Origin of the sequence: Nonomuraea sp. KM90, assembly GCF_052246675.1 — a bacterium.
Taxonomy (GTDB): domain Bacteria; phylum Actinomycetota; class Actinomycetes; order Streptosporangiales; family Streptosporangiaceae; genus Nonomuraea.
In genome coordinates this window covers 112890-134136 of record NZ_JBQQCB010000020.1, presented here as the reverse complement: position 1 = coordinate 134136, position 21247 = coordinate 112890, and the positions used below count along the sequence as shown (strand labels likewise).

Here is a 21247-nt window from a genome sequence, read left to right as displayed (position 1 = left end):
GGCGCCTGAGCCTCAGGTCCTGGCCATGCGCTGCGCGCTGATCCAGGCGTCTATCTGCTCCCAGTGGTCGTACAGCCAGCGGATCCGGTCCTCCCGCGCCTGGGGCACCTCGTCGGCGGGGACGCGCCACCACTTCGCGGTGATGTGCGCGCTGAAGGGCAGCTTGCGCCAGACGTCCCCCAGCGTGATCAGGTCGTCGAGCCCGGTGTGCGCGACGAAGATGACGTCCGCCGACGGGCACGCCTCGATGGCCGTGATGGCGCCGTTCGGGCGGGGCGGCAGCAGGTGGTCCAGGCCGCGCGCCCGCTCGGCCTCCTCGGCCAGCCCCTTCTCCTCCAGCCGCCTGATCGCCAGCCGGCGGCGGCGCGGGGTGAAGTTCCCGCCCTCGGGGAAGATCACCAGGGCGTCCCGGTCGTTCATGGTCGCGGCCAGGTGGTGGATCTCGTCGATGATGCGCCGGTGCCCGGCCTTGCGCGGCACGAACGCGTTCGGCAGCCGGTTGATGATCACGTCGAGCGAGGGATCGTACTGGAGGGCGGCCTTCATGACGATGCGGGGCCGCCGCCGGTAGCGCGCCAGGAGGTGATAGATCAGCAAGAAGGAGTCGCCCGGACCCGCGTGCCGCGACAGCACGATGATCGGCCGGGCCAGCCGGGCCGCCCGCTCCTCCTCCGTCGGCTCCGGCTCCTCGATGTCCATGGCCAGCCGGAAGATCCGCACCGCCGCCGCGTACACCTTCGACAGGAACCACCTGACCAGCTCGTAGTGCCGCTCCTGGCGCCGGGTTCCGCCCGCCACCCACAACCACAGGCACGCGATCAGCACCGCCGACTCCAGCGTCAGCCACGCCACCCCGAACCAGACGAACCGCAGCCCCCTGCGCTGCGGCGGTGGCAGCCGGAGGGACGCCGCCGCCGTGACGACGAGCCAGAACGGCAGCGTCACCAGCATGAACGCGGTCACCACGATGACCAGCGGAGCCAGGACGAGCCGGCGCAGAATACGCGGTGGAAGCAACGCGGCCTCCCTCAAGGACTTACTTTCATCATGCTCCCCTGCTCCGCAAATAGCGCGAAGACGCCTGGTAGGCGCGGTCGATGCAGGCCGAGATCTGCGACACGTCGCGATAGCGCAGCGGCGAGAGCGCCTCGGTCACCCCGGCCGGCAGCACGTGCACCTCCACCCCCGGCGGCAGCGTGGCCAGGTCCTCGGCGAAGCGGTGCCGGCGGGCGATCTCGAACGCCACCATGCCCACCTCCCAGAACCGCCGGGGCGGCGCCAGCGGGCGCTCGATCCGGCCGACGTGCAGGACGTACACGCGCCTGGCCCCGAGCAGCACCGCCCGCCCGATCGGGATGCTGTGCACCAGGCCGCCGTCGAAGAAGTGTTCACCGCCGATCACGACGGGCGGCAGCAGCCCGGGCACCGCGCACGAGGCCAGCACCGCCTCCACCAGCGGCCCGCCGGTGAACCAGTGCGCCGCCGCCCGCTCGACCGAGGCCGCCACGCACTGGAACGGGACCTCCAGCTCCTCGATCCGGGAAACCCGCACGGTCTCGCTCAGAACCTCCCGCAGCGGGCCGATCGGGTGCAGATGGGTGCGCGTCCTGGCCAGTGTGGACAGCCGGGACACCCAGGAACCGGCGAACGCCGTACGTACGACATCGGACCGCCACAAGGTCGTCAGCCTGCCGACCGCCTCGGCGGGACCGGCGGCGATGACCGCCCCGTTCAGCGCCCCGACGGACGTGCCCACCACCAGGTCGGGCCGGATCCCTGCCTCGTCGAGCGCGCGCAGCATGCCGACCTCGTGCGCGCCGAGCACGCCGCCCCCACCGAGCACGAACGCGGTCTCCACCCGGCACCACCCCTCTGGACCTTTCCCGGAAGTTCTTGCCGTGTCCCGGAAACGAAGCGCGAAACAAGCTGCCGGATCCGCCCGATGACGCACGGGCCCGGCGAGCGGGACGATTCGGTTATGACAGCAGTGGTGCAGGCCGAAGGGCTGACCAAGTATTACGGCAAACGCCGTGGCCTGGAGGATCTCACGCTCGAGATCCAGCCGGGCGAGATCTTCGGCTACCTCGGGCCGAACGGCGCCGGCAAGACCACCACGATCCGGCTCCTCCTCGACGTGATCAGGCCCACCCGCGGCTCGGTACGGGTGCTCGGCGCCGACCCGCGCGAGCCCGCGATCCGCTCCAGGATCGGCTACCTGCCCGGCGAGCTCGCACTCGAGGGCCGCGAGCGGGCCAGGGACTACCTGCGCTTCCTCGGCAGGGTACGCGGCGGCGTGCCGGATACCCGCATCGACGCGCTGGCGGAGCGGTTCGAGGCCGACCTGTCGGTGCAGATGCGCAAGCTCTCCAAGGGCAACAGGCAGAAGGTCGGGCTGATCCAGGCGTTCATGCACGAACCGGAGTTCCTCATCCTGGACGAGCCCACGGGCGGGCTCGACCCGCTGGTGCAGCAGGAGTTCCTGGCCCTGCTGCGGGAGGTGCGCAAGGCCGGGCGCACCGTGCTCATGTCCTCGCACGTGCTCGCCGAGGTGGAGGTCGTCTCCGACCGGGTCGGCATCGTCCGCGACGGTCGCCTGGTGGCCGTCGAGGACGTGGCGGCGCTGCGCGAGAAGGCGGTGCGCCGGATCGAGCTGCACTTCGACGCCCCCGTGCCGCGCACGGCCTTCGAGGGGCTGCCCGGCGTCCGCGACCTGCGGGTGGAGGGCGCCAGCGTGCGGTGCACGATCGACGGCCGGCCGGACGCGCTGGTCAAGGCGGCGGCGAAGTTCACGGTGGTGCACCTGGTCAGCGCGGAGCCGGACCTGGAGGAGATCTTCCTGACCTACTACAGCGAGGAGCGGCACGATGATCGCCAAGAGTCTGCGTGACAACCGGCGGGCGCTCATCTGGTGGACCGCCGGCATCAGCGTCTTCATGGCGATCTACCTGAGCGCGTACGCGACCGTCAAGCAGGACCCCGAGACCTACGGCCAGGTCGGGACGGACAAGTTCCCCGGCCCGCTGCGCGACCTCATGGGCGGCATGACGGACTTCGTCTCCGGCCCCGGTTACCTCCAGTCGGTCGTCTACCAGATCTTCGTCCCCATGCTGTTCATCGTGTGCGGCACGCTGCTGGCCAACCGGGCGATCGCGCAGCCGGAGGAGACCGGCACGCTGGAGCTGCTCGTCACCCTGCCGGTGGACCGGCGGCGGCTGGTGCTGGAGCGGTTCGCGGCCCTGGTGGTGTCGCTGCTCGCGGTGGCCTTCGTGACCCTGCTCCTGACGTGGGCGATCACCGTGTCGGTGGAGATGGGGGTGGCGTTCGACCGGATCCTGGCCGCGCACACCGGGGTGTTCCTGCTGGGGCTGCTGTTCGGCACCGTGGCGCTGGCCGTCGGCGCCGCCACGGGACGTCGGCTGGTCGCCTCGGCCGTGGTGGGGGTGTGGGCGGTGGCCGGGTACGTGGTCGTCACGATCGGGCGGAACATCGACGCCATCGCCTGGCTGAAGTGGCTCTCGCCGTTCCACTACTACACCGAGGGCAGGCCGCTCTACGAGGGGCTGCCGGTGGGGGACTATCTTGTCCTGGCGGGGGCGACGGCCGTGCTCGCGCTCACCGCGGTGCTCGCCTTCGACAGGCGTGACGTAGGAGTCTGATGGCGATCTCCGACCTGCCCGCCGACCTGCCGGCGGGCTTGCTCGCCGGCCTGCTGGCCGGGCATCGGGAGCGGCTGGCCGCCCACGCGGCGACGGGCCGCTTACCGGACCGGGTGGCGATGGACGCCTACCGCGCCGCCGGCACCAGGGCCGCCGAGCTGGGCGTACCGCTGCGCTCCCTCGTGGACGCCGCGCTCGCCGCCGGTGAGGGGCTGCCCGCGGTGCTGCCCGCGCTGCGCAAGGCGGTCTCGGCGCTGATGGAGGGGTACGGGCAGGCGCAGCTCGCGGCCCTCCGCCGCGAGGAGGACGCGCGCAGGGAGTTCGTGGACGACCTGCTCCAGGGGCGGGCCGAGCGGCTGGCCGAGCGGGCCGAGCACTTCGGGCTGCGGCTGGCGGAGTCGTACGTGGTGGCGGTGGCCCGCGGCATGGGCGACGGCGACCAGGACCGGATCGAGCGGGACCTGATCGCCCGGTTCGGCTCGCACAACGTGCTCGTGGCCGTACGCGACGGGCTCCTGGTGTGCGTGGCCCCGGCGACGCTGCCCGTCGCCGTGGGGGAGTTCACCCACCACGTACGCGCCCGCTTCCCGCCCGGCTGGCGCGTGGGCGTGGGCCGGGCGCAGCGGGGGCCGGGCGGCGTGGTGGCGTCGTACCGGGAGGCGGCGCAGGCCCTGGAGCTGGCCGACGGGCTCGGCCTGCGGATCGACGTGGTCAAGGCCGCCGACCTGCTGGTCTTCCCCGTGCTGCTGCGCGACAGGAACGCCATCGAGGATCTCGTGACCAGCGTCCTGAACCCGCTGCTGGAGGCACGGGGCGGGCACGAGCCGCTGCTGGAGACGCTGGAGGCCGTCTTCGCCTCGCACGGCAACCAGACGGCGGCCGCGCGGCGGCTGGGGCTGAGCCCGCGGGCGGTGACGTACCGGCTGGAACGCATCCGCCGCCTGACCGGCTTCTCCCCGGACGACCCGACACAGCGCTTCACCCTGGAGACAGCCGTCCTCGGCGCCCGTCTCCTCGGCTGGCCGGCCGGGTTCGCCCGCTGAAGCCAGCCGGTCCGTCAGTCGCTCACCGCGAGGCGTACGCCGAACCCGACGATCACGACCCCGGTCAGCCGATCGAGGAACCGCCGTACCCGGGCCGAGCGCAGCACCCCGCTCATCAGCGACGCGAACCCGATCAGCACCGCGCTCCACACCAGCCCCTCCACCACGTGCACCCCGGCCAGCGCCAGCCCCATCAGCGCGTGCGGCGCCTCCGGGGGGATGAAGTTCGGCAGCATGGCCACGTAGAAGGCCCCCACCTTGGGGTTGAGCAGGTTCGTGACCAGCCCGCGCCGGAACCCCTTCCAGAACCGGACCTCCTGCCGCTCCGGCATGTCCTGCGCCTCGGCCTTGGTCATGAGCATGCGCAGGCCCATCCACACCAGATAGGCCGCCCCGGCCCAGCGCAGGACGTCGTAGGCCAGCTCGGAGGCCGCCAGGAGCGCCGACAGCCCGGCCGCGGTGAGCACGCCCCAGGTCAGCGTGCCCGCCTGGATGCCCAGCGTCACACCCCAGGCGGGCCGCCGCCCGGCCAGGAGGGACGTTCGCAGGATGAGGGCCGTGTCGAGGCCGGGAGCCAGGGTGAGCAGCGCGACCACGGCGGCGAACGACCAGATCGATCCTGCGATGTCCATGAACGTCAGGGTATGAGAAGCAGCTTTCCGGTCGTACGACGGGCCGCCAGGTCCTCGTGGGCCTGCCGCGCGTCCGCCAGCGGGTAGCGGTGCGAGACGTTGATCCGGAGCTGCCCGGCCGCGATCCAGCCGAACAGGTCGGAGGCGCGTTGCAGCAGCTCCTCGCGCTCGGCGATGTAGTGGATGAGCGTGGGCCTGGTGAGGAAGAGCGAGCCCTTCTTGTTGAGCGTCTGGGGGTCGAACGGGGGCACCGGGCCGCTGGCGGCGCCGTACAGGGCCATGAGGCCGCGCGGGCGGAGCACCTCCAGGCCGCCGTCGAACGTGGCCTTGCCGACGCCGTCGTACACCACGTCGATCTTGCCGCGCAGCGCCTCGGCGAAGCCGTCGTACCCCAGCACCTCGTCGGCCCCCGCCTCCCGGGCCAGCTTCTCCTTCTCACCGGTGGAGACCGTGGCGTACACCTTGGCGCCCTTGAGCTTGGCCAGCTGGATCAGCAGCTGCCCCATCCCGCCCGCGCCCGCGTGGACGAGAACCTGGTCGCCCTCCTTGACCTCGTGCGTGGAGTGGGTCAGGTAGTGGGCCGTCATGCCCTGCAACATCGCCGCCGCCGCCACCTCGGCGGACACCCCCTCCGGCACCGGCACCGCCCTGCCGGCCGGGATCACGGCCTTCTCGGCGTAGCTCCCGAGGACGTTGGCCCACGCGACGGTGTCTCCCACCGAGACGTCCCGCACCCCGGCCCCGACCGCCGACACCGTCCCCGCGCCCTCGGAGCCGATGGAGGTGGGCAGGTTGAGCGGGTACGCGCCGGAGCGGTGGTAGATGTCGATGAAGTTGACGCCACTGGCGGCGACGTCGACCACGATCTCCCCGTCACCGGGAGTCGGATCGGGATGCTCGACGTATTCCAGAACCTCGGGGCCGCCCTGGGCGGAGACGATGATGGCATGCATGCCCCTAGTCAACTCCGCCACCACCAGACGATGCCACCCGGGTCGGGCGTTCCACCCATCACTTGAGAACCGCGACGGGCCGAGCCGCCGAAAGCCTCATGACGCCCCGTCCGCCGCAGACCACGCCAGACCGCCCAGCCGGGCGAGGCCGTGACAGACCGTGCGGCCGGGTGAGGTGGTGACAGGCCGCTCTACTGAGTGCGCCCGTGACAGGCCGCCCGGTCAGCCGAGCCGGGCCAGGGCGCCCGCTTCCAGGGCCACCCATACGGCACGGTCCGGCCCCACGGTCAGCCCGTGCGGCTCGGCCTTCCGCCCGCCGTCACCTTCCCCCGGCAGCCCAGGAAGCGGCAACTCCTCGATCACCCCGTCGGTGGTGATGCGGCCGATCCGGTCGGCGGCCCACTCCGTGAACCAGAGCGCGCCGTCCGGACCGGCGGTGATCGCATGGGGACGGGCGGCGCGGTCGGGAAGCGGGTGCTCGGTGATGGCCCCGGACGTGTCGATCCGCCCCACCTGGCCCGCCCCGATCTCCACGAACCACAGGGCCTGGTCCGGGCCCAGCGCGATCCCCACCGGTGCGGCCCCCTCCGTGGGAAGCGGATGAACGCTCACCTCGCCCGCCAACGAGATGCGGCCGATGGCGTTGCCCTGGTTGAGGGTGAACCAGAGGGCGTCGTCGGGACCCGCCGTGATGAACGACGGCAGGCCACCCTCCACCGGCACGTCGAACTCGGTCAACGCCCCGTCGGCGCCGATCCGGCCGATCCTGCCGGGCTCCATCTCGGTGAACCACATCGCCCCGTCGGGCCCAGCCGCGATCCCGTACGGAGAGCTCACCTCGTGTACGGTGCGCCGCCCGTCAGTGGTGATGCGGCTGACCCGTCCACCCTTACACTCGGTGAACCACATGGCTCCGTCGGGCCCGGGCGCGATCACCGTGGGCAACCCGTCGGCCGGGTCGAGCTGGTGGATGACAGGCTCCTCACCGGGCACCAACCTCCCCACCCGCCCTTGGTGGACGAGCGTGAACCACAGCGCCCCGTCCGGCGCGGTGGCGATGCCGTACGGCGCGCCGTCTTTGATCATGGTCAACATATGTTCCCCCCGAGAGGCTTGGTCGTCCTGCTTGCAAGTGCCGGTGGCTGTCGGCCGGACCCTCGACCCGTGGGCGTCGGTTGCTGTCGGGCCGGAATCCTGGCCGGTGGCGGCCGGTTGCTCACGGCTGCCGAAGTCCTGGCCGGTTGACGCCGGTTGGCGCCGGTCGGGGCCGGTCGGGCCGGTCGGCGTCTCGGTCGGTGAGGGGCGTAGCGGGCTTGATCAGCGGCTGGGTCAACGTACGCGCCCCTTCTCCACCTCGATCGCGGTACCACGGAAGCGTCGGACGAGGGCGCGGTCGTGGGACACCACGACGAGCGCGCCCCGGTAGGCGTCGAGGGCCTGCTCCAGCTCCTCGGCCAGCACCGGCGACAGGTGGTTCGTCGGCTCGTCGAGCAGCAGCAGGTCGTGTTCCCCGGCCAGCAGCCTGGCCAGGGCCAGTCTGCGCTGCTGCCCGACCGACAGCGTGCCCACCCGCTGGTCGAGGGTGTTCGGCCGGAACAGCCCGGTGCTCAGCAGCGCGGCCCTGCGCTCGTCCGCATAACCCACGCCGTACGCTTCCAGCATGCTCTGGCCCGGATCGAAGCTCACCTCCTGCGGCAGGTAACCCACCCTGCCCTCGGCCCGCTCCGCCAGGGTGCGCAGGAGCGTGGACTTGCCCGCGCCGTTGACCCCGCGAACCAGCAAGCGGTCGCCCGCCCTGATCGTCAGCGCCTCGACCCGCAGCCGGTCACCGACCCGGACGTCGCGCAACTCCACGAGCACGCGAGGACCCGCCTCCTCGGCCCGGCCACGGACCTCCTCGGCCCCGCCTCGGGCCGCCCGCGTGCCGGTCTCCTCGGCCGCCTGCGCGCCCGTCTCCCCGGCGGTCTGCTCGGCCCCACCGCGGGCGGGCTGGTCGGTGGTGTCCGGGGCCGATCCCGTGGTGGTGTCCGGGGCCGATCGCCTGGGGGCGTACTGGGTCGTGGGCGGTGGGGTGGCCGGGAGGTGGTCGGCCGGGGCGGCGGTGCCGAACGTGCCGCGGAAGCGTAGCGGGTCAGGAGGGCGCGGGACCGGGTCGGACTCCAGGCGGCGGAGCCGTTCGTGGGCGTTGCGGACGCGGCCCGCCACCGAGCTCTGCACCCGGCCGGCATTGCGGTCGTAGGCCATCTTGTTGTTGTCGCGCATCAGCCGCCCCGCGGCCACCCGGTGCGCGGTGGTGGCCGCGTATTCGCGCACCTGCCGCACCTCCTCGCGCCACGCCGCGTACGCCTGCTCCCAGCGCGCCCTGGCCGCCGCCTTGGCCGCGAGGAAGCCCGGGTAGCCGCCGCCGAAGCGGGTCACGGTGCCGTGCTCGACCTCGAGGACGGCCGTGGCGACCCGGTCGAGGAAGACGCGGTCGTGCGAGACCACGGCCACCGTGCCCCGGTGCTCGCGCAGGCGCTCTTCGAGCCAGGCCAGCGCCGGCTCGTCGAGGTGGTTGGTCGGCTCGTCGAGCAGCAGGACGCGCGGCCCGGCGGCCAGCACGCACGCCAGGCCCAGCCGCGCCTGCTCCCCGCCCGACAGGCTCGACAGCCGCCGGTCGCGGCCCACGTGGGCCAGCCCCAGGCCGTGGAACGCCTTGTCCACGCGCGCGTCGGCCTCGTAGCCGCCCCGCAGCTCGTACGCCGTGAGCAGCTCCCCGTATTCGTCCATCGCCTCGTCGGTGGGCGCCGACTCAGTGGGCGCCGACTCGCTGAGCGCCGACTCCAGCTCGCGCATCCTGCGCTCCATGGCGCGCAGATCGGCCAGCGCGGCGTCAACGGCCTGCTGGACCGTGTGGCCGGGCGGCAGCCCGAGAGTCTGCCCGAGGTAGCCGAGGTCGCCGGTCACGCGCACCTCGCCGTCGTCGGGCCGCTCGACCCCCGCCAGCAGGCGCAGGAGCGTGGACTTGCCCGAGCCGTTCTCGCCGACGATGCCGGCGCGCTCGCCCGGCCCCACGGACATGGACACGTCGGTGAGGACGGCCCGCTCGCCGTATGACTTGGAAACCCCGCGGAGGTGGATCAGGATGGAACTCCAATCGCTACTGTTGTAGCGTTAGAATGCCATGCGGAGACGGCTAACGCAACTGGAGTAGTAATTGGAGACCAGCAAGCGCCCCGGAGGACGAAGCGCGCGGGTGCGTGACGCCGTGCGCCAGGCCACGCTCGCCGAGCTGGTCGAGCGCGGCTACCCGGGCCTGACCGTGGAGGGCGTCGCCGAGCGGTCGGGCGTGCACAAGACGACCGTCTACCGGCGCTGGGGCGGTGTCGAAGGGCTGATCTCCGACGCGCTGGAGCTGGCCAGGGACGAGCCGTGGCCCATTCCGGACACCGGCTCGATCGAGGGTGATCTGCGGGGCATCGTCCAGCTCGTACGCAGCGGGTTCGCCGATCCCGAGCTGGGGCCGGTGTCGTCGGCGTTCGTGGCGGCCGCCGTACAGAATCCCGCCGCCGCGCGGGCGCTGCACGAGTTCTTCGTGGCCCGGCACGAGCAGTCGGCGGAGGTGGTCCGGCGGGCGGTCGAGCGGGGTGAGCTGCCCGACGTCGTGGACGTCAGGGAGGTGATCAGGGTGGCGGTCGCGCCCGTCTACTACCGGCTGTTCGTCGCGCACGAGCCGGTGACCGAGCGCGACGCCGACCGCGCCGCCGACGCGGCCCTGGCCGCGGCCCGCGCCGGAGTCCTGTAGCCATCGGCGGCGCGGACGAGAGCCCTCGACAGCCCGGTCGGGAAGCCTCGACAGGCCCCCGAACGGGGGCCTTCGACAGCCCCGGACGGGAGCCCCTGACCGCCAGGACGGGAGCCCTCGGCGGCCCGGACGGGGCTGTCAGGGCTCCTTCTGGCCGCGCAGTTCGAAGTCGTCGAACGTGGTCTTCAGCAGCGACTTGCCGTCCTTCGGCGTACGCGCGAACAACCCGAGGGTCCCGTTGCCGATCCCGTTCGGATCCTCCACCTGCTGCACCTGCTCGTCGTTCACCCACATCGTCAGCCGCACGGTGCTCCCGGCCTGCTCGCACGACGCCACGATCCGGGTCTTGCCGCCCGGCAGGCCGTCCACCTGTACGGGGGCGGCCAGCGTGCCCCCAGCCCCGTCGAGGATGCGCCGGATCCGGGCCTTGCCGGTCGTGTCCAGCCCGAACTCGTAGTAGGTGTCGTCGTCATCGGAGTTGTGGCAGTAAATGCCGTATTCGCCGGTGCCGACGGACCTCTTGACCTCGGCGGTGACGGCGACGACGACGGACGAGGGCAACATCGGCGTGGGGCTGGCCGACGGGCCGGGCGTGGCCGTCGGCGTGGTGACCAGGAAGGGGAGAGGGGCCTTCGCCCACCGCTCCTCGTACCCTTCCTCCACGTCCAGCCCGTAGGTCCCGTCGGTCCGGTATCCGTAGCTCGTGGTCTCCTCCGGGTCGTACACGCCGTTCCAGCCGCCGGTGGTCTGCGTGAAGTCCTCCCGGTAGAGGACGCTCAGGTCGTCGGGCGGTCCGCCGGGGGCCAGCACGGCCCACGCGGTCACGCCCCCTGCCACCAGGACGGCCGCGGCCCCCGCGAGACCCGTGTACAGCTTGCCTCGCCCCGGCTTCGCGGGCGGAGCGGGCGTGTAGGGGAGGGTGGACTGCTGCCAGGCCACGCTGACGGTCCGGGCCGCCTGCTCCGGCGCCGCTTCCCGCCCGACGAGGTGGTCGAGCAGCTGCTGTGCGGTGGGCCGCATGGCCGGGTCCTTGTGCAGGGCGGCGGCGACCAGCTCGCGCAGGCCGGGTTCGACGGCGTCGAGGTTCGGCTCGGTGTTGAGCACCTGGTAGACGATCGACGGCAGCGTGCCCCCGCCGAACGGCGCCCGCCCGCTGGCCGCGAACGCCACCAGGCAGCCCCACGAGAACACGTCGCAGGCCGGGGACACCGGGTCGCCCCGCAGCACCTCGGGGGCCATGTAGCGGGGCGTGCCGACGATCTCGCCGGTGCTCGTGACGCCGCCGAGCGTGTCGAGAGCCCGCGCGATGCCGAAGTCGATCACCCGGGGGCCGACGGGCGACAGCAGCACGTTCGACGGCTTGAGATCCCTGTGCACGACCCCGGCCCCGTGGATGGCGGTGAGCGCGGTGGCCACGCTGACGGCCAGCGCGTCGAGGCTGGACCCGCGCAGGGGCCCGGACTGGAGTACGGCCTCGTCGAGGTTGGGGCCGGGCACGTATTCGGTGACGACGTAGAGCTGGTCGCCGTCGAGCGCGGCCTCGATCACGGCGGCCGTGCAGAACCTGCGGACCCGCTGCGCCGCGTCCGCCTCCCTGCGGAACCGCATGCGGAACTGCTCGTGCTGGCTGAGCTCCGGGTTGATCACCTTGACGGCGACCCGTTGCCCAGCAGGATCCTCGGCCAGATGGACCGTGCCCATCCCGCCCCGCCCCAGCACACTAAGCAGCCTGTAGCGCCCGATGTGGGAGGTTTCACCGCTCACGGCGCGCTAGCTTACCGACACAAGCCTTCCCGCCGCAGGCCTCGCGCACGGACACGCGTACACCGAGGGTAACGATCAGGGCGGGAAGGACCCGCGCAGGCGATCCAACGACGGCAGCCCGCTCTCCTGCGACACCACCAGCACCCGGCACCCCGCCGCCGTGGCCGCCGCGATCCCGGTCGGGCTGTCCTCGACGGCCACGCAGCGTGAGGGTGTCGCGCCGAGCCGCCGGGCCGCCTCCAGGTACGGGTCCGGCCACGGCTTGCCCCGCTCCGTGTCCTCGTTCGCGATCACCAGGTCGAACGCGTGCCCCAGCCGCGGCAGCGCCAGCTCCACGATGCTCCGGGGAGAGGCGCTGACCAGGGCGGTGGGGATGGCGGTGGCGGCCAGGTCCGACAGGAGCTGCCGCGCCCCCGGCATGACCGTCAGGTCCCGTACGACGCGGTCGGCGAAGGCGTCGGTGAGCCGTCCGGTGAGCTCCGGCTCACCGAGGAAGCCGGCCACGTCCTCGATCGTGCGGCCGTGTACGTACGGGGCGTCGGCGGGGGACAGGCGGCGGCCGAGGGATCCGGCGACGGCGGCGACCGCCTGCCACCAGAGGCCCTCGGTGTCCACCAGCGTGCCGTCCAGGTCCAGCAGGACGGCCTCGGGCAGGTCAGACCGCATCGGCGGGCACGACCGGCACGGGGACGGTGACCGTGCGGGCGGCCACCAGGACGGGCCGCTCCACCAGCCGCACCGTGACGCGTGTGCCCGGCCCGAGCCGGATCGCCTCGTGTCCCGGCACGTCCGCGAGCACCTCCCCGCCCTCCACCGCCAGCCTGAGCCGGACGGAGGAGCCGCGGAACGAGGCGGCCAGCACCTCGGCGGGCCCGTCCTCGGACGGTACGACCTGCACCGCCTCCGGACGGATCAGCACGTCCACGGACGGATCCTCAAGAATGGGACCCTCCACCGGGAGGAGCTGGCCGAGCACCGTCACCTGGTCCCCGGACACCCGCCCGGCCAGGTGGTTCATGGTGCCGACGAACTCGGCGACGAAGGGCGTGGCCGGACGGTCGTACACCTCGGCGGGCGCACCGACCTGTTCGAGCCGCCCGTCCCGCAGCACCGCCACCCGGTCGGCGATCGACAGGGCCTCCTCCTGGTCGTGCGTGACGAAGATGGTGGTGATGCCCAGGTCGAGCTGGATGCGGCGGATCTCCTCGCGCAGCGTCACGCGTACCTTGGCGTCCAGTGCCGACAGCGGCTCGTCCAGCAGCAGGACGCTCGGCTCCAGGGCGAGCGCGCGGGCCAGCGCGACGCGCTGCTGCTGGCCGCCGGAGAGCTGGTGCGGGTAGCGGTCGGCGTGCGTGGGCAGGCCGACGAGTTCGAGCAGCTCGTCCGCCTTCGCCCGCCTGGTGGCCACCGGCACCTTGCGGACGCGCAGGCCGAAGGCGACGTTGTCGCGGGCGTTCAGGTTGGGGAAGAGGGAGTAGGACTGGAAGACCATGCCCGCGTCCCGCTTGTTGGCCGGGACGTTCGTGACGTCCTTGCCGTCCACCAGCACCGCCCCCGAGTCCGGCCGCTCGAACCCGGCCACGCAGCGCAGCGCCGTCGTCTTGCCGCAGCCCGAGGGGCCCAGCAGGGCGACGAACTCCCCGGGCGCGACGATCAGGTCGAGGCCGTCCAGCGCGACCGTCTTCCCGAACTCCCGCCGCAGGGCACGGAACTCCACCGATGCGGTCATTTCCCCTTCTCCTTGCCAAAGATGGTGGACACTCCGAGCAGCAGCAGCCAGATGAGCAGCAGGCTGAGGATCGACACCGCGACCGACAGCTGCCCCTTGGACCCCGAGACGGTCACGATCCACACCGCGAACGGCTCGTACCCGAGCAGGCTGGCCACGGTGTACTCGCCCAGCACGAGGGCCAGCGTCAGGAACGACGCGCTGGCCAGGGCCGAGCGCAGGTTGGGCACGATCACCCGCACCAGCACGTACGGCCAGGAGGCCCCCAGGTTGCGGGCCGCCTCCACCAGCGTCCGCACGTCCATCGTGCGCAGCCCGGCGTCCAGCGACCGGTACACGAACGGCAGCACCAGCACCACGTACGCCAGCACCAGCACCACGGGGAACGCCGGATCCTGCACCGCGATCAGCGTGGCCCAGAACGGCGTCGGCGCCAGCACCTCGGTCCCGTTGCGCAGCGACGTGCCGATCCCGGCCACGAACGTGATCGGCGGCACGACCAGCGGCAAGGTGCAGAGCACCTCCATGACCGGCCGCAGCCGCGGCGCGAACAGCCGCACGGCCAGCATCGCGGGCAGTGCCAGCAGCAGCACCAGCGCGATCGTGGCGACGGCCAGCCCGAGGGAGAGCGACAGCGAGCGGACGAAGCCCTCGGCCGTGAACAGCTCGCCGTACGCCGAGAACGACACCCCGGAGGTCGGCGTGTAGATCGTGTACCAGAGCGAGGTGCACAGGGGGACCAGGAAGTAGACGGCGGCCAGCAGGAACACCGCGCCGCGCCACGCTCGCGGCGGGCGACGGGGAGCGGCGCCGGAGACCCCCTCCAGACCGGTCAGTGCAGCCATCGGGAGGTCCTCCTCTGCAGCGGCAGGTAGATCGCCATCACCAGCCCGGCCACCACGATCATGTCCAGGCTGAGCGCCAGCGCGATGTTCTCGTAGCCGACCAGCACGTCGCCGGTCAGCGCGCTGGCGATCTTCAGGGTGACGAGCGGGACGACGGTGCCGACCATGGCGTTCGCGGTCGCGTACGCGGAGAAGGACGAGCCGAACAGCAGCACGACCCCGCCCAGCATGGCCGGGGCCAGCACCGGCAGCGCGACGAAGCGCCAGTAGTGCCAGGTGGTGGCCCCGCTGTTGGCCGCCGCCTCGCGCCACTGCGGGCGCAGCCCGTCCAGCGCCGGGGCCATGGCCAGCACCATCAGCGGGACCGAGAAGTACAGGTAGACGACGACCAGCCCCCAGAACGTGTACAGGGAGCCGGAGGGCAGCCCCAGCAGGCCGCTGATCACGCCGGAGTTGCCGAGCGTGGCGATCCAGAAGAACGCCAGCGGCACCCCGCCGAAGTTGGCCAGCACGCCGGACGCGGTCAGCACGGACTCGCGCAGCAGCGTGCTGCGCGAGGTCACGACGGCGTGGGCGAGGAAGGTGCCCAGGACGGCCCCCAGCAGCGCCACCACGGCCGACAGCTTGACGCTGCCGGCCATGGCGGTGAGGTAACCGCCCTGCAGGCTCTGTGACAGGTTGGACAGGCTCGGCCGCCCCTGCGCCGTGAACGCTCCGGCCACCAGCGCCACGGCGGGGATGCCGAACACGAGCGCGAAGAACGCCAGCAGCGGCAGCGCGCCGAGCCAGCCCCTCGAACGGGAGCGGGTCATCCCGAGATCGCGGCGTCCCAGCCGCTGGCCAGCTTGGCCTTGGCCGCGTCCACCTGCTCGGTCGTCGGGAACGTGGGCTCGCCCTCGACCGCGGGCAGCTTGTCGGCCAGCGCCTGGTCCACGGTGCCGTCGGTGGTCATCGCGGGCAGCAGGACGGGGCGGGCGAAGCCCTTGAGGAAGAGGTTCTGGCCCTCGGCGCTGTAGAGGTACTCCTGCCAGAGCCGGGCGGCGGCCGGGTGCGGGGCGTCCTTGTTGATCGCCTGGGCGTACATCTGGAAGTACTTGCCGTCGGTGGGGACGTTCACCTTCCAGTCGAGGCCCTTGGCGGCCATCTGGGGCGCGTAGGCGGCGTTGTTGTAGTCCCAGTCGATGCTGATCTTGGTCTCGCCCTTCTCGATGGTCGCGGGCGTGGTCTCGACCGGGTTGTAGTTGCCGGCCTCCTTGAGCTTCTTGAAGAAGTCGATGCCGGGCTGGATGTCGTCGAAGGAGCCGCCGCTGGCGATGGAGGCCGCGTACACGCCGGCGAAGGCCGAGCCCGACTTGGTCGGGTTGCCGTTCATCGCGACCTGGCCCTTGTACTCGGGCTTGAGCAGGTCGGCGAAGCTCGTCGGGCAGACCTTGATCTGCTTGGCGTCGCAGCCGATGGACACGTAGCCGCCGTAGTCGTTGACCCAGAGCCCGGTCGCCTCCTTCTGGCCCTCGGGGATCTTGTCGAAGGTCTGCACCTTGTACGGCGCGAACAGCCCTTCGGCGGCGCCGCTGATCGCGAACGACTGGCCCAGGTCCAGCACGTCGGGGGCGCGGTCCTGGCCCTTGCGGGTCTTCACGGCGTTGATCTCGTCGGCGCTGGCCGCGTCGGGGGTCTCGCTCTCGATCTTGATGCCGTACTTGGCCTGGAACTTCTCGATGATCTCGCCATAGTTGGCCCAGTCCGGCGGGAGGGCGATGACGTGCAGGTTGCCCTCCTTCTTGGCCGCCTCGACGAGCTTGTCGAATCCGCCGAAATCGGCGGCGGAGGTGGCGGTGGCGGCGTTCACACCGCCTTGCGAGGCCTGGGTGGTCTGCTGGGTGCCGGGAGCGGCGCCGCACGCCGCGGTGACTACGGTAAGGACTGCGACCACGCCGGTCGCACGGGCGCGAGATGTGAGCACGACGCCTCCAATTTCCAGGGGGTGTGGCACGAACGTAGGGGAACTTGTACAAACAAGCGAGCACCAGTAAGTCCCATAAACATTGCTCTTTCGTGAATAGGGATGGTCGGTGATGGTTTCGCGCTATGAACGGATCGCTGATGAGCTGCGGGACGAGATCCTCTCCGGCGTTCATCCGGTCGGTTCCCAGCTCCCCAGCGAGGCGGAGCTGGCCGAGCGGTACGGCGCGGCTCGCGGCACCGTACGCCAGGCGGTGGCCGTGCTGGCCGCCGAGGGCCTGGTCGGCTCCCGCCAGGGCGCCAGGCGCATCGTGCTCGGCAACGCGCGCAGCCAGAGCTTCGCCGAGCTGCACAGCTTCGCCCAGTGGGCCCGCGCGAACGGCTACCGCTTCGGCGGCCAGGTGATCGCCCAGCGCCGCCGGCCGGCGAGCGGCGCGGAGCCGGCCAGGCTCGCCTCGGAGGAGGTGCTGGAGGTGCTGCGCCTGCGCTCGCTGGAGGGCGAGCCGGTCCTCGTGGAGCGCACCGTCTACGCCGGGTGGGTGGCCGCCGCCGTCGAGCGGCTCCCCGCCGACTGCGAGTCGGTCACCGAGGCGTTGTACGAGTCCGTCGGCCTGGTGTTCGCCTACGGCGAGCACCTCATCGACGCGGTGCCCGCCGGGGCCCAGGACGCCCGCCTGCTGGGCGTGCGCCGCGGCAGCCCGCTCCTGCGCCAGCGCCGGACCACGACGACCCACGAGGGCCGCCCCGTGGAGTCGTCGGACGACCGTTACCGGGCGGGCAGCGTGGCCTTCAGCATCCGCAACTCGATCGGCGCCAACCCTCTCGTGCGGCAGGCGGGCGACTTGCGTTTCGAGCGCTGAGAACATATGTTCGAGTCATAAGCGCCCGTCTTCCCCCGGGTGGCTCAGCATACGGACAAGAGCCGCGGGGAGAAGCGTCTTGAGCAGACTCTATGGCGATCCGATAGAGGTGTGGACCCGGGACGGGGAGCCGACCCAGTTCGTCTGGCGGGATCGGCTCTATCTCGTCCGCCGCGTCCTCGATCAATGGGTGGTCGCGCGCGAGTGGTGGAAGACCGGTGAGGGCGATCCCGGCGAGCGCCAGTTCTGGCGGGTGGAGGCCAGCCCGGGCCGGGAGGTGGGCTCCTACGAGCTGCGCTACGACACCGCCAGCAACGGCTGGCTGCTGCTGAGGGCGTGGGACTGATGGCGCCCCCGTTCCCGCACCTCGACGTGAGCTCCGCCTACTCCATGCGCTACGGCACCGCCTTCCCGCGAGCGCTGGTGAGCCGGGCGGTGGAGCACGGGATGGACATCCTGGCGCTGACCGACCGCGACGGCCTCTACGGCGCGATCAAGCACGCCCAGGCGTGCGCGGAGGCCGGCGTCGCCCCGGTGCTCGGCGTGAACCTGGCGCTCGACGTCCACGCCTCCGCCTTCACCCCGGTGCCGGGCGTCCGCCCGCCGCGCCCCAGGACCGGCCCGAACGCCGAGGACCGCGTCACGGTGCTGGCCCGCGCCAAGGGCTGGTCCCGCCTGTGCCGCCTGGTCACGGCCGCCCACCACGCGGGCGAGCGGGGCGCGCCCAAGGTGACCCGCGAGCTGGTCGCCGAATGGGCCGGCGGACCCGGCGGCGACCACGGGTTCGGCGCCGAGGACGGGCTCGTGGTGCTGCTCGGCCCCAGGTCCGACGTGGGCCGCGCGGTGGCCGAGCGGCGCGACGAGCACGCCAGGACGCTGCTGGGCCTGTGGCGCGCCGCGGTGCCCGGCGTGGTGATCGAGCTGGTCGACCAGTACGGTTTCCGCGACGCCACCACGGCCGTGCGCATGCTCGGCCTGGCCGAGTCCATGGGCGTGCCCGCGATCCTGACCAACGCGGTGCGCTATCTCGACCCGGCCGACCACCAGGTGGGCGACGTGCTCGACGCGGCCCGCCAGCTCGTCCCGCTGCACCCGCGCCACCTGGAGCGCACCACCTCCCATGCCTACCTCAAGAGCACCAAGGAGATGCGGCAGGTGGCGGCCAAGGTGTGCGCCGGCGACCAGGAGCGGGTGGCCCGGCTGCTGTTCACCACCAGGCGGCTGGCCGAGGCGTGCTCGATGGATCCGCTCGACCTGCTCGCGCTGCGCAACGACCCGCCCGCCCTGCACCTGCCGGAGATCGGCCGCGACCCGGTGCCGCTGCTGCGCCACCGGGTCGAGGACGGGCTGATCAGGCGCGGCCTCGACCGCTCCGCCGACGCCAAGGAGCGCCTCCGGGACGAGCTGGCCATCATCGAGCGCAAGCGCCTATCCGGATATTTCATCGCCGTGGCCGGCATCACGGACATGATCCGCGGCATGGGCATCCGCTGCGCCATCCGCGGCTCGGGCGCCGGCAGCCTGGTCAACTACCTCATCGGCATCGGCGAGGTGAACCCGATCGACCACGGCCTGCTCATGGAGCGCTTCCTGTCCGAGGGCCGCATCGGGCTGCCCGACATCGACGTGGACGTCGAGTCGGCCCGCCGGCTCGACTGCTACCAGGCCATCTTCGACCGTTACGGCGAGTCCCGCGTGGCCTGCGTGTCCATGATGGAGACCTACCGGGCGCGCAGCGCCATCCGCGACGTGGCCGGGGCGATGGGCCTGCCGCCGCACGAGATCGACGCGATCGCGAAGGCGTTCCCGCACATCAGGGCCAGGCAGATCACCGCGTCCCTGGAGGATCTGCCCGAGCTGCGCGAGAGCCGGCTCGGCGAGGCGGGGCTCGACCGGGTGTTCCGGCTGGCGGAGAAGCTCGACGGGCTGCCCAGGCACATCGCGCTGCACCCGTGCGGCGTGCTGATCGGCAACTCGGCGCTGCGGGACCGGACGCCGGTGGAGCGCAGCCTGCTGGAGTTCCCGATGTCGCAGTTCGACAAGGACGACGTGGAGGAGGCCGGGCTGCTCAAGCTCGACGTGCTGGGCGTGCGGATGCAGTCGGCCATGGCGTACACGCTGGCCGAGATCAAGCGGGTGGACGACGTCGTGGTCGAGCTGGACACCCAGCACGGAGACGACCCCGAGGTGCAATACGTCCCGCACGACGACCAGGAGACCTACGACATGATCTGCGCCTCGCGCACCCTCGGCTGCTTCCAGATCGAGTCGCCGGGCCAGCGCGAGCTGGTGGCCAAGCTGGAGCCGCGCAGGATGCACGACCTGATCGTGGACATCTCGCTGTTCAGGCCGGGGCCGGTCAACTCCGACATGGTCACCCCCTACCTGGAGGCCAGGCACGGGTGGCGGCAGCCGTACTACCCGCACGAGAGACTGCGGGAGGCGCTGAACGAGACGCACGGGGTCGTGGTGTTCCACGAGCAGGTGCTGAAGATCATCTCGGTGATGACCGGGCGCGACCTGTCGTACGCCGAGACGCTGCGGCGGACGCTGGACACGCCGGAGGGGCGCGCACGGGTGCGCCGGGCGTTCGTCCCCCTGGCCAAGGCCAACGGGTTCGACGAGGCGGCCGTGGAGCGGGCCTGGAAGGTGCTGGACGCGTTCGGGGCGTTCGGGTTCTGCAAGGCGCACGCGGCGGCGTTCGCGCTGCCCACCTACCAGTCGGCCTGGCTCAAGCGGCACCACGCGGCGGCGTTCTTCGCCGGGGTGCTCACGCACGAGCCCGGCATGTACCCGCCGCGGGTCATCATCGACGAGGCCCGGCAGTGCGGGGTGAAGATCCTGCCGCTCGACGTCAACAAGTCGGGCAAGGACTGGCGGGTGGAGCGGCTCGGGCCGCGCGTCCAGGTGCGGGTGCGGCCGGCCGCGCTGGAGGGCGCGCGGGCGCGCCGGGAGTTCAAGGTCGGGGAGATCGGCAAGGGGTACGCGCTGCGGGTGCCGTTCTCGGCGATCAAGGGGGTGAGCGAGGCGGAGGTCGAGCGCATGGTGGCCGGGCAGCCGTACACGTCGCTGGCCGACTTCTGGGACCGCGCCCGGCCCTCGCGGCCCACGATCGAGCGGATCGTCCAGGTCGGCGGCCTGGACGCGCTGCACGACCTGCACCCGGGCGGGCCCCGCTGGCGTCCCGGCGAGCTGACCCGCCGTGACCTGATCGCCCAGGTGGGCGTGCTCGACCGGACCTCGGCGATCGGCGTGCAGGCGGGCCCGCGCAAGTCCCGGCGCTACAGCTCGCACATGGACCTGTCGTCCGCCCAGAACGCGGCTCCTCCGGCGGTCCAGCTGCCGCTGGGGTTCGGCGAGCACCTGCCGCCGGGGGAGCTGCCCGAGATGACGGAGACGGAGATGGTCGAGGCCGAGCTGGAGATCCTCGGCATCGACGTCAGCCGGCACGTCATCAGCTTCCACGACGAGCTGCTCGACGCGCTCGGGGTGGTACGTTCCAGGGATCTGCTCGCCCAGCGCAACGGGGCGGAGATCCTGGTCGCCGGGGTCAAGGTGGCGACCCAGACGCCGGCCGTGCGCTCGGGCCAGCGGGTCATCTTCACCACGCTCGACGACTCGACGGGGCCGATCGACCTGACGTTCTTCGAGTCGGTGCAGGGGCGGTGCGCGTCGATCGTGTTCGGCTCGTGGCTCGTGCTGGCCAGGGGGGTGGTCCGGCGCACGGGGACACGGGCGGTGTCGATGCGAGCGGTGGACTGCTGGAACCTGGCCGACCTGGACGCGCTCCGGCGCTCCCAGGGCATCGAGGCGGTCCGCGCCGTCATCGACCGGGCCCCGGAGGAGCTGGCCGGGGTGGGCGGCCGCAAGATCGAGTACGCCAACGGCTTCCGCCTCTCGCCCTACTCCGACCTCGGCCCGGCCATCGCGGCCAACCCGCCCAGGCGGCTCTGGCACGCCAGCCCGGGCAGCTCGGGCCCGACGGCGGCCTGATCCGCTCCCTCGTGGGAGCGGCCGCC

General features: G+C 72.2%; 18 protein-coding genes and 2 pseudogenes. 7 read left to right on the top strand and 13 right to left on the bottom strand.

Going from position 1 to position 21247, the window contains the following annotated elements:
* Positions 1 to 12 precede the first annotated feature (12 nt).
* A complete protein-coding gene (locus ACTWPW_RS22685; RefSeq protein WP_443169842.1) occupies positions 13 to 1017 on the bottom strand; it encodes a 1-acyl-sn-glycerol-3-phosphate acyltransferase in 1005 nt (334 codons plus the stop codon).
* 28 nt (positions 1018 to 1045) lie between these two features.
* Positions 1046 to 1858: a patatin-like phospholipase family protein gene (locus tag ACTWPW_RS22680; protein WP_375116103.1), complete on the bottom strand. Its 813-nt coding sequence runs from the start codon at positions 1856 to 1858 to the stop codon at positions 1046 to 1048.
* Between the two features lie 120 nt (positions 1859 to 1978).
* Here ACTWPW_RS22680 and ACTWPW_RS22675 point away from each other — a divergent pair, with 120 nt between their 5' ends.
* Genes ACTWPW_RS22675 through ACTWPW_RS22665 form a run of 3 tightly spaced genes read left to right on the top strand, consistent with a single transcriptional unit; the run spans position 1979 to position 4699 of the window.
* Positions 1979 to 2887, top strand: a complete 909-nt coding sequence (locus ACTWPW_RS22675; protein WP_443169841.1) for an ATP-binding cassette domain-containing protein — start codon at positions 1979 to 1981, stop codon at positions 2885 to 2887.
* Complete coding sequence (locus ACTWPW_RS22670) at positions 2865 to 3656, top strand: ABC transporter permease subunit (RefSeq protein WP_375116105.1); 792 nt, start codon at positions 2865 to 2867, stop codon at positions 3654 to 3656. The genes ACTWPW_RS22675 and ACTWPW_RS22670 overlap by 23 nt, the downstream gene beginning before the upstream one ends.
* Positions 3656 to 4699: a PucR family transcriptional regulator gene (locus ACTWPW_RS22665; RefSeq protein ID WP_375116106.1), complete on the top strand. Its 1044-nt coding sequence runs from the start codon at positions 3656 to 3658 to the stop codon at positions 4697 to 4699. Before ACTWPW_RS22670 ends, ACTWPW_RS22665 begins: the two co-directional genes overlap by 1 nt.
* Positions 4700 to 4713: 14 nt before the next feature.
* Here ACTWPW_RS22665 and ACTWPW_RS22660 read toward each other — a convergent pair whose 3' ends face one another.
* The 5 genes and pseudogenes from ACTWPW_RS22660 to ACTWPW_RS22640 form a co-directional block, all read right to left on the bottom strand.
* Positions 4714 to 5331 carry a LysE family translocator gene (locus ACTWPW_RS22660; RefSeq protein WP_443169840.1) on the bottom strand — a complete coding sequence of 206 codons (618 nt, stop codon included), beginning with the start codon at positions 5329 to 5331 and terminating at the stop codon, positions 4714 to 4716.
* 5 nt (positions 5332 to 5336) lie between these two features.
* Entirely contained in the window at positions 5337 to 6284 is a 948-nt protein-coding gene (locus ACTWPW_RS22655) for a quinone oxidoreductase family protein (protein ID WP_375116108.1), read from the bottom strand.
* A 222-nt stretch (positions 6285 to 6506) separates the two neighbouring features.
* Positions 6507 to 7370, bottom strand: coding sequence for a Vgb family protein (locus tag ACTWPW_RS22650; protein ID WP_443169850.1), 864 nt, complete (start codon positions 7368 to 7370; stop codon positions 6507 to 6509).
* 243 nt (positions 7371 to 7613) lie between these two features.
* A pseudogene (locus ACTWPW_RS22645) lies at positions 7614 to 8168 on the bottom strand (ATP-binding cassette domain-containing protein); the annotation flags it as partial.
* A 729-nt stretch (positions 8169 to 8897) separates the two neighbouring features.
* Positions 8898 to 9344: pseudogene (locus tag ACTWPW_RS22640) on the bottom strand (ATP-binding cassette domain-containing protein); the annotation flags it as partial.
* 175 nt (positions 9345 to 9519) lie between these two features.
* Here ACTWPW_RS22640 and ACTWPW_RS22635 point away from each other — a divergent pair.
* Positions 9520 to 10068, top strand: coding sequence for a TetR/AcrR family transcriptional regulator (locus ACTWPW_RS22635; protein ID WP_443169839.1), 549 nt, complete (start codon positions 9520 to 9522; stop codon positions 10066 to 10068).
* Positions 10069 to 10206: 138 nt separating this feature from the next.
* On the opposite strand, the gene ACTWPW_RS22630 is transcribed toward ACTWPW_RS22635, so the two are convergent.
* From ACTWPW_RS22630 to ACTWPW_RS22605, 6 genes are all read right to left on the bottom strand, one after another.
* Positions 10207 to 11832, bottom strand: a complete 1626-nt coding sequence (locus ACTWPW_RS22630; RefSeq protein ID WP_375116111.1) for a serine/threonine-protein kinase — start codon at positions 11830 to 11832, stop codon at positions 10207 to 10209.
* Positions 11833 to 11907: 75 nt separating this feature from the next.
* Entirely contained in the window at positions 11908 to 12498 is a 591-nt protein-coding gene (locus ACTWPW_RS22625; protein ID WP_375116112.1) for an HAD family hydrolase, read from the bottom strand.
* Positions 12488 to 13561: an ABC transporter ATP-binding protein gene (locus ACTWPW_RS22620; protein ID WP_443169838.1), complete on the bottom strand. Its 1074-nt coding sequence runs from the start codon at positions 13559 to 13561 to the stop codon at positions 12488 to 12490. The genes ACTWPW_RS22625 and ACTWPW_RS22620 overlap by 11 nt, the downstream gene beginning before the upstream one ends.
* Positions 13558 to 14406 (bottom strand): ABC transporter permease, encoded by an 849-nt coding sequence (locus ACTWPW_RS22615; RefSeq protein WP_364136824.1) that lies wholly within the window; start codon positions 14404 to 14406, stop codon positions 13558 to 13560. The genes ACTWPW_RS22620 and ACTWPW_RS22615 overlap by 4 nt, the downstream gene beginning before the upstream one ends.
* Positions 14394 to 15218, bottom strand: a complete 825-nt coding sequence (locus ACTWPW_RS22610) for an ABC transporter permease (RefSeq protein WP_364136826.1) — start codon at positions 15216 to 15218, stop codon at positions 14394 to 14396. The genes ACTWPW_RS22615 and ACTWPW_RS22610 overlap by 13 nt, the downstream gene beginning before the upstream one ends.
* Complete coding sequence (locus tag ACTWPW_RS22605; RefSeq protein WP_364136828.1) at positions 15215 to 16369, bottom strand: ABC transporter substrate-binding protein; 1155 nt, start codon at positions 16367 to 16369, stop codon at positions 15215 to 15217. Before ACTWPW_RS22605 ends, ACTWPW_RS22610 begins: the two co-directional genes overlap by 4 nt.
* Positions 16370 to 16481: 112 nt before the next feature.
* Here ACTWPW_RS22605 and ACTWPW_RS22600 point away from each other — a divergent pair, with 112 nt between their 5' ends.
* The 3 genes from ACTWPW_RS22600 (at position 16482) to ACTWPW_RS22590 (ending at position 21221) form a co-directional block, all read left to right on the top strand.
* Positions 16482 to 17228 (top strand): GntR family transcriptional regulator, encoded by a 747-nt coding sequence (locus ACTWPW_RS22600; protein ID WP_364136830.1) that lies wholly within the window; start codon positions 16482 to 16484, stop codon positions 17226 to 17228.
* A gap of 79 nt (positions 17229 to 17307) precedes the next feature.
* Positions 17308 to 17574, top strand: a complete 267-nt coding sequence (locus tag ACTWPW_RS22595; RefSeq protein WP_168015120.1) for a DUF6504 family protein — start codon at positions 17308 to 17310, stop codon at positions 17572 to 17574.
* The gene (locus ACTWPW_RS22590; protein ID WP_443169837.1) at positions 17574 to 21221 is read left to right on the top strand and encodes a DNA polymerase III subunit alpha; all 3648 of its coding nucleotides are present in this window, start codon (positions 17574 to 17576) and stop codon (positions 21219 to 21221) included. Before ACTWPW_RS22595 ends, ACTWPW_RS22590 begins: the two co-directional genes overlap by 1 nt.
* Positions 21222 to 21247: the final 26 nt, after the last annotated feature.

What these genes read in the sequence shown, in the direction of transcription:
- ACTWPW_RS22655 (WP_375116108.1), bottom strand. Translation starts at nt 6,284, where the DNA reads ATGCATGCCATCATCGTCTCCGCCCAGGGCGGCCCCGAGGTTCTGGAA.
- ACTWPW_RS22650 (WP_443169850.1), bottom strand. Translation starts at nt 7,370, where the DNA reads ATGATCAAAGACGGCGCGCCGTACGGCATCGCCACCGCGCCGGACGGG.
- ACTWPW_RS22600 (WP_364136830.1), top strand. Translation starts at nt 16,482, where the DNA reads ATGGTTTCGCGCTATGAACGGATCGCTGATGAGCTGCGGGACGAGATC.
- ACTWPW_RS22675 (WP_443169841.1), top strand. Translation starts at nt 1,979, where the DNA reads ATGACAGCAGTGGTGCAGGCCGAAGGGCTGACCAAGTATTACGGCAAA.
- ACTWPW_RS22665 (WP_375116106.1), top strand. Translation starts at nt 3,656, where the DNA reads ATGGCGATCTCCGACCTGCCCGCCGACCTGCCGGCGGGCTTGCTCGCC.
- ACTWPW_RS22625 (WP_375116112.1), bottom strand. Translation starts at nt 12,498, where the DNA reads ATGCGGTCTGACCTGCCCGAGGCCGTCCTGCTGGACCTGGACGGCACG.
- ACTWPW_RS22590 (WP_443169837.1), top strand. Translation starts at nt 17,574, where the DNA reads ATGGCGCCCCCGTTCCCGCACCTCGACGTGAGCTCCGCCTACTCCATG.
- ACTWPW_RS22620 (WP_443169838.1), bottom strand. Translation starts at nt 13,561, where the DNA reads ATGACCGCATCGGTGGAGTTCCGTGCCCTGCGGCGGGAGTTCGGGAAG.
- ACTWPW_RS22615 (WP_364136824.1), bottom strand. Translation starts at nt 14,406, where the DNA reads ATGGCTGCACTGACCGGTCTGGAGGGGGTCTCCGGCGCCGCTCCCCGT.
- ACTWPW_RS22670 (WP_375116105.1), top strand. Translation starts at nt 2,865, where the DNA reads ATGATCGCCAAGAGTCTGCGTGACAACCGGCGGGCGCTCATCTGGTGG.
- ACTWPW_RS22660 (WP_443169840.1), bottom strand. Translation starts at nt 5,331, where the DNA reads ATGGACATCGCAGGATCGATCTGGTCGTTCGCCGCCGTGGTCGCGCTG.
- ACTWPW_RS22610 (WP_364136826.1), bottom strand. Translation starts at nt 15,218, where the DNA reads ATGACCCGCTCCCGTTCGAGGGGCTGGCTCGGCGCGCTGCCGCTGCTG.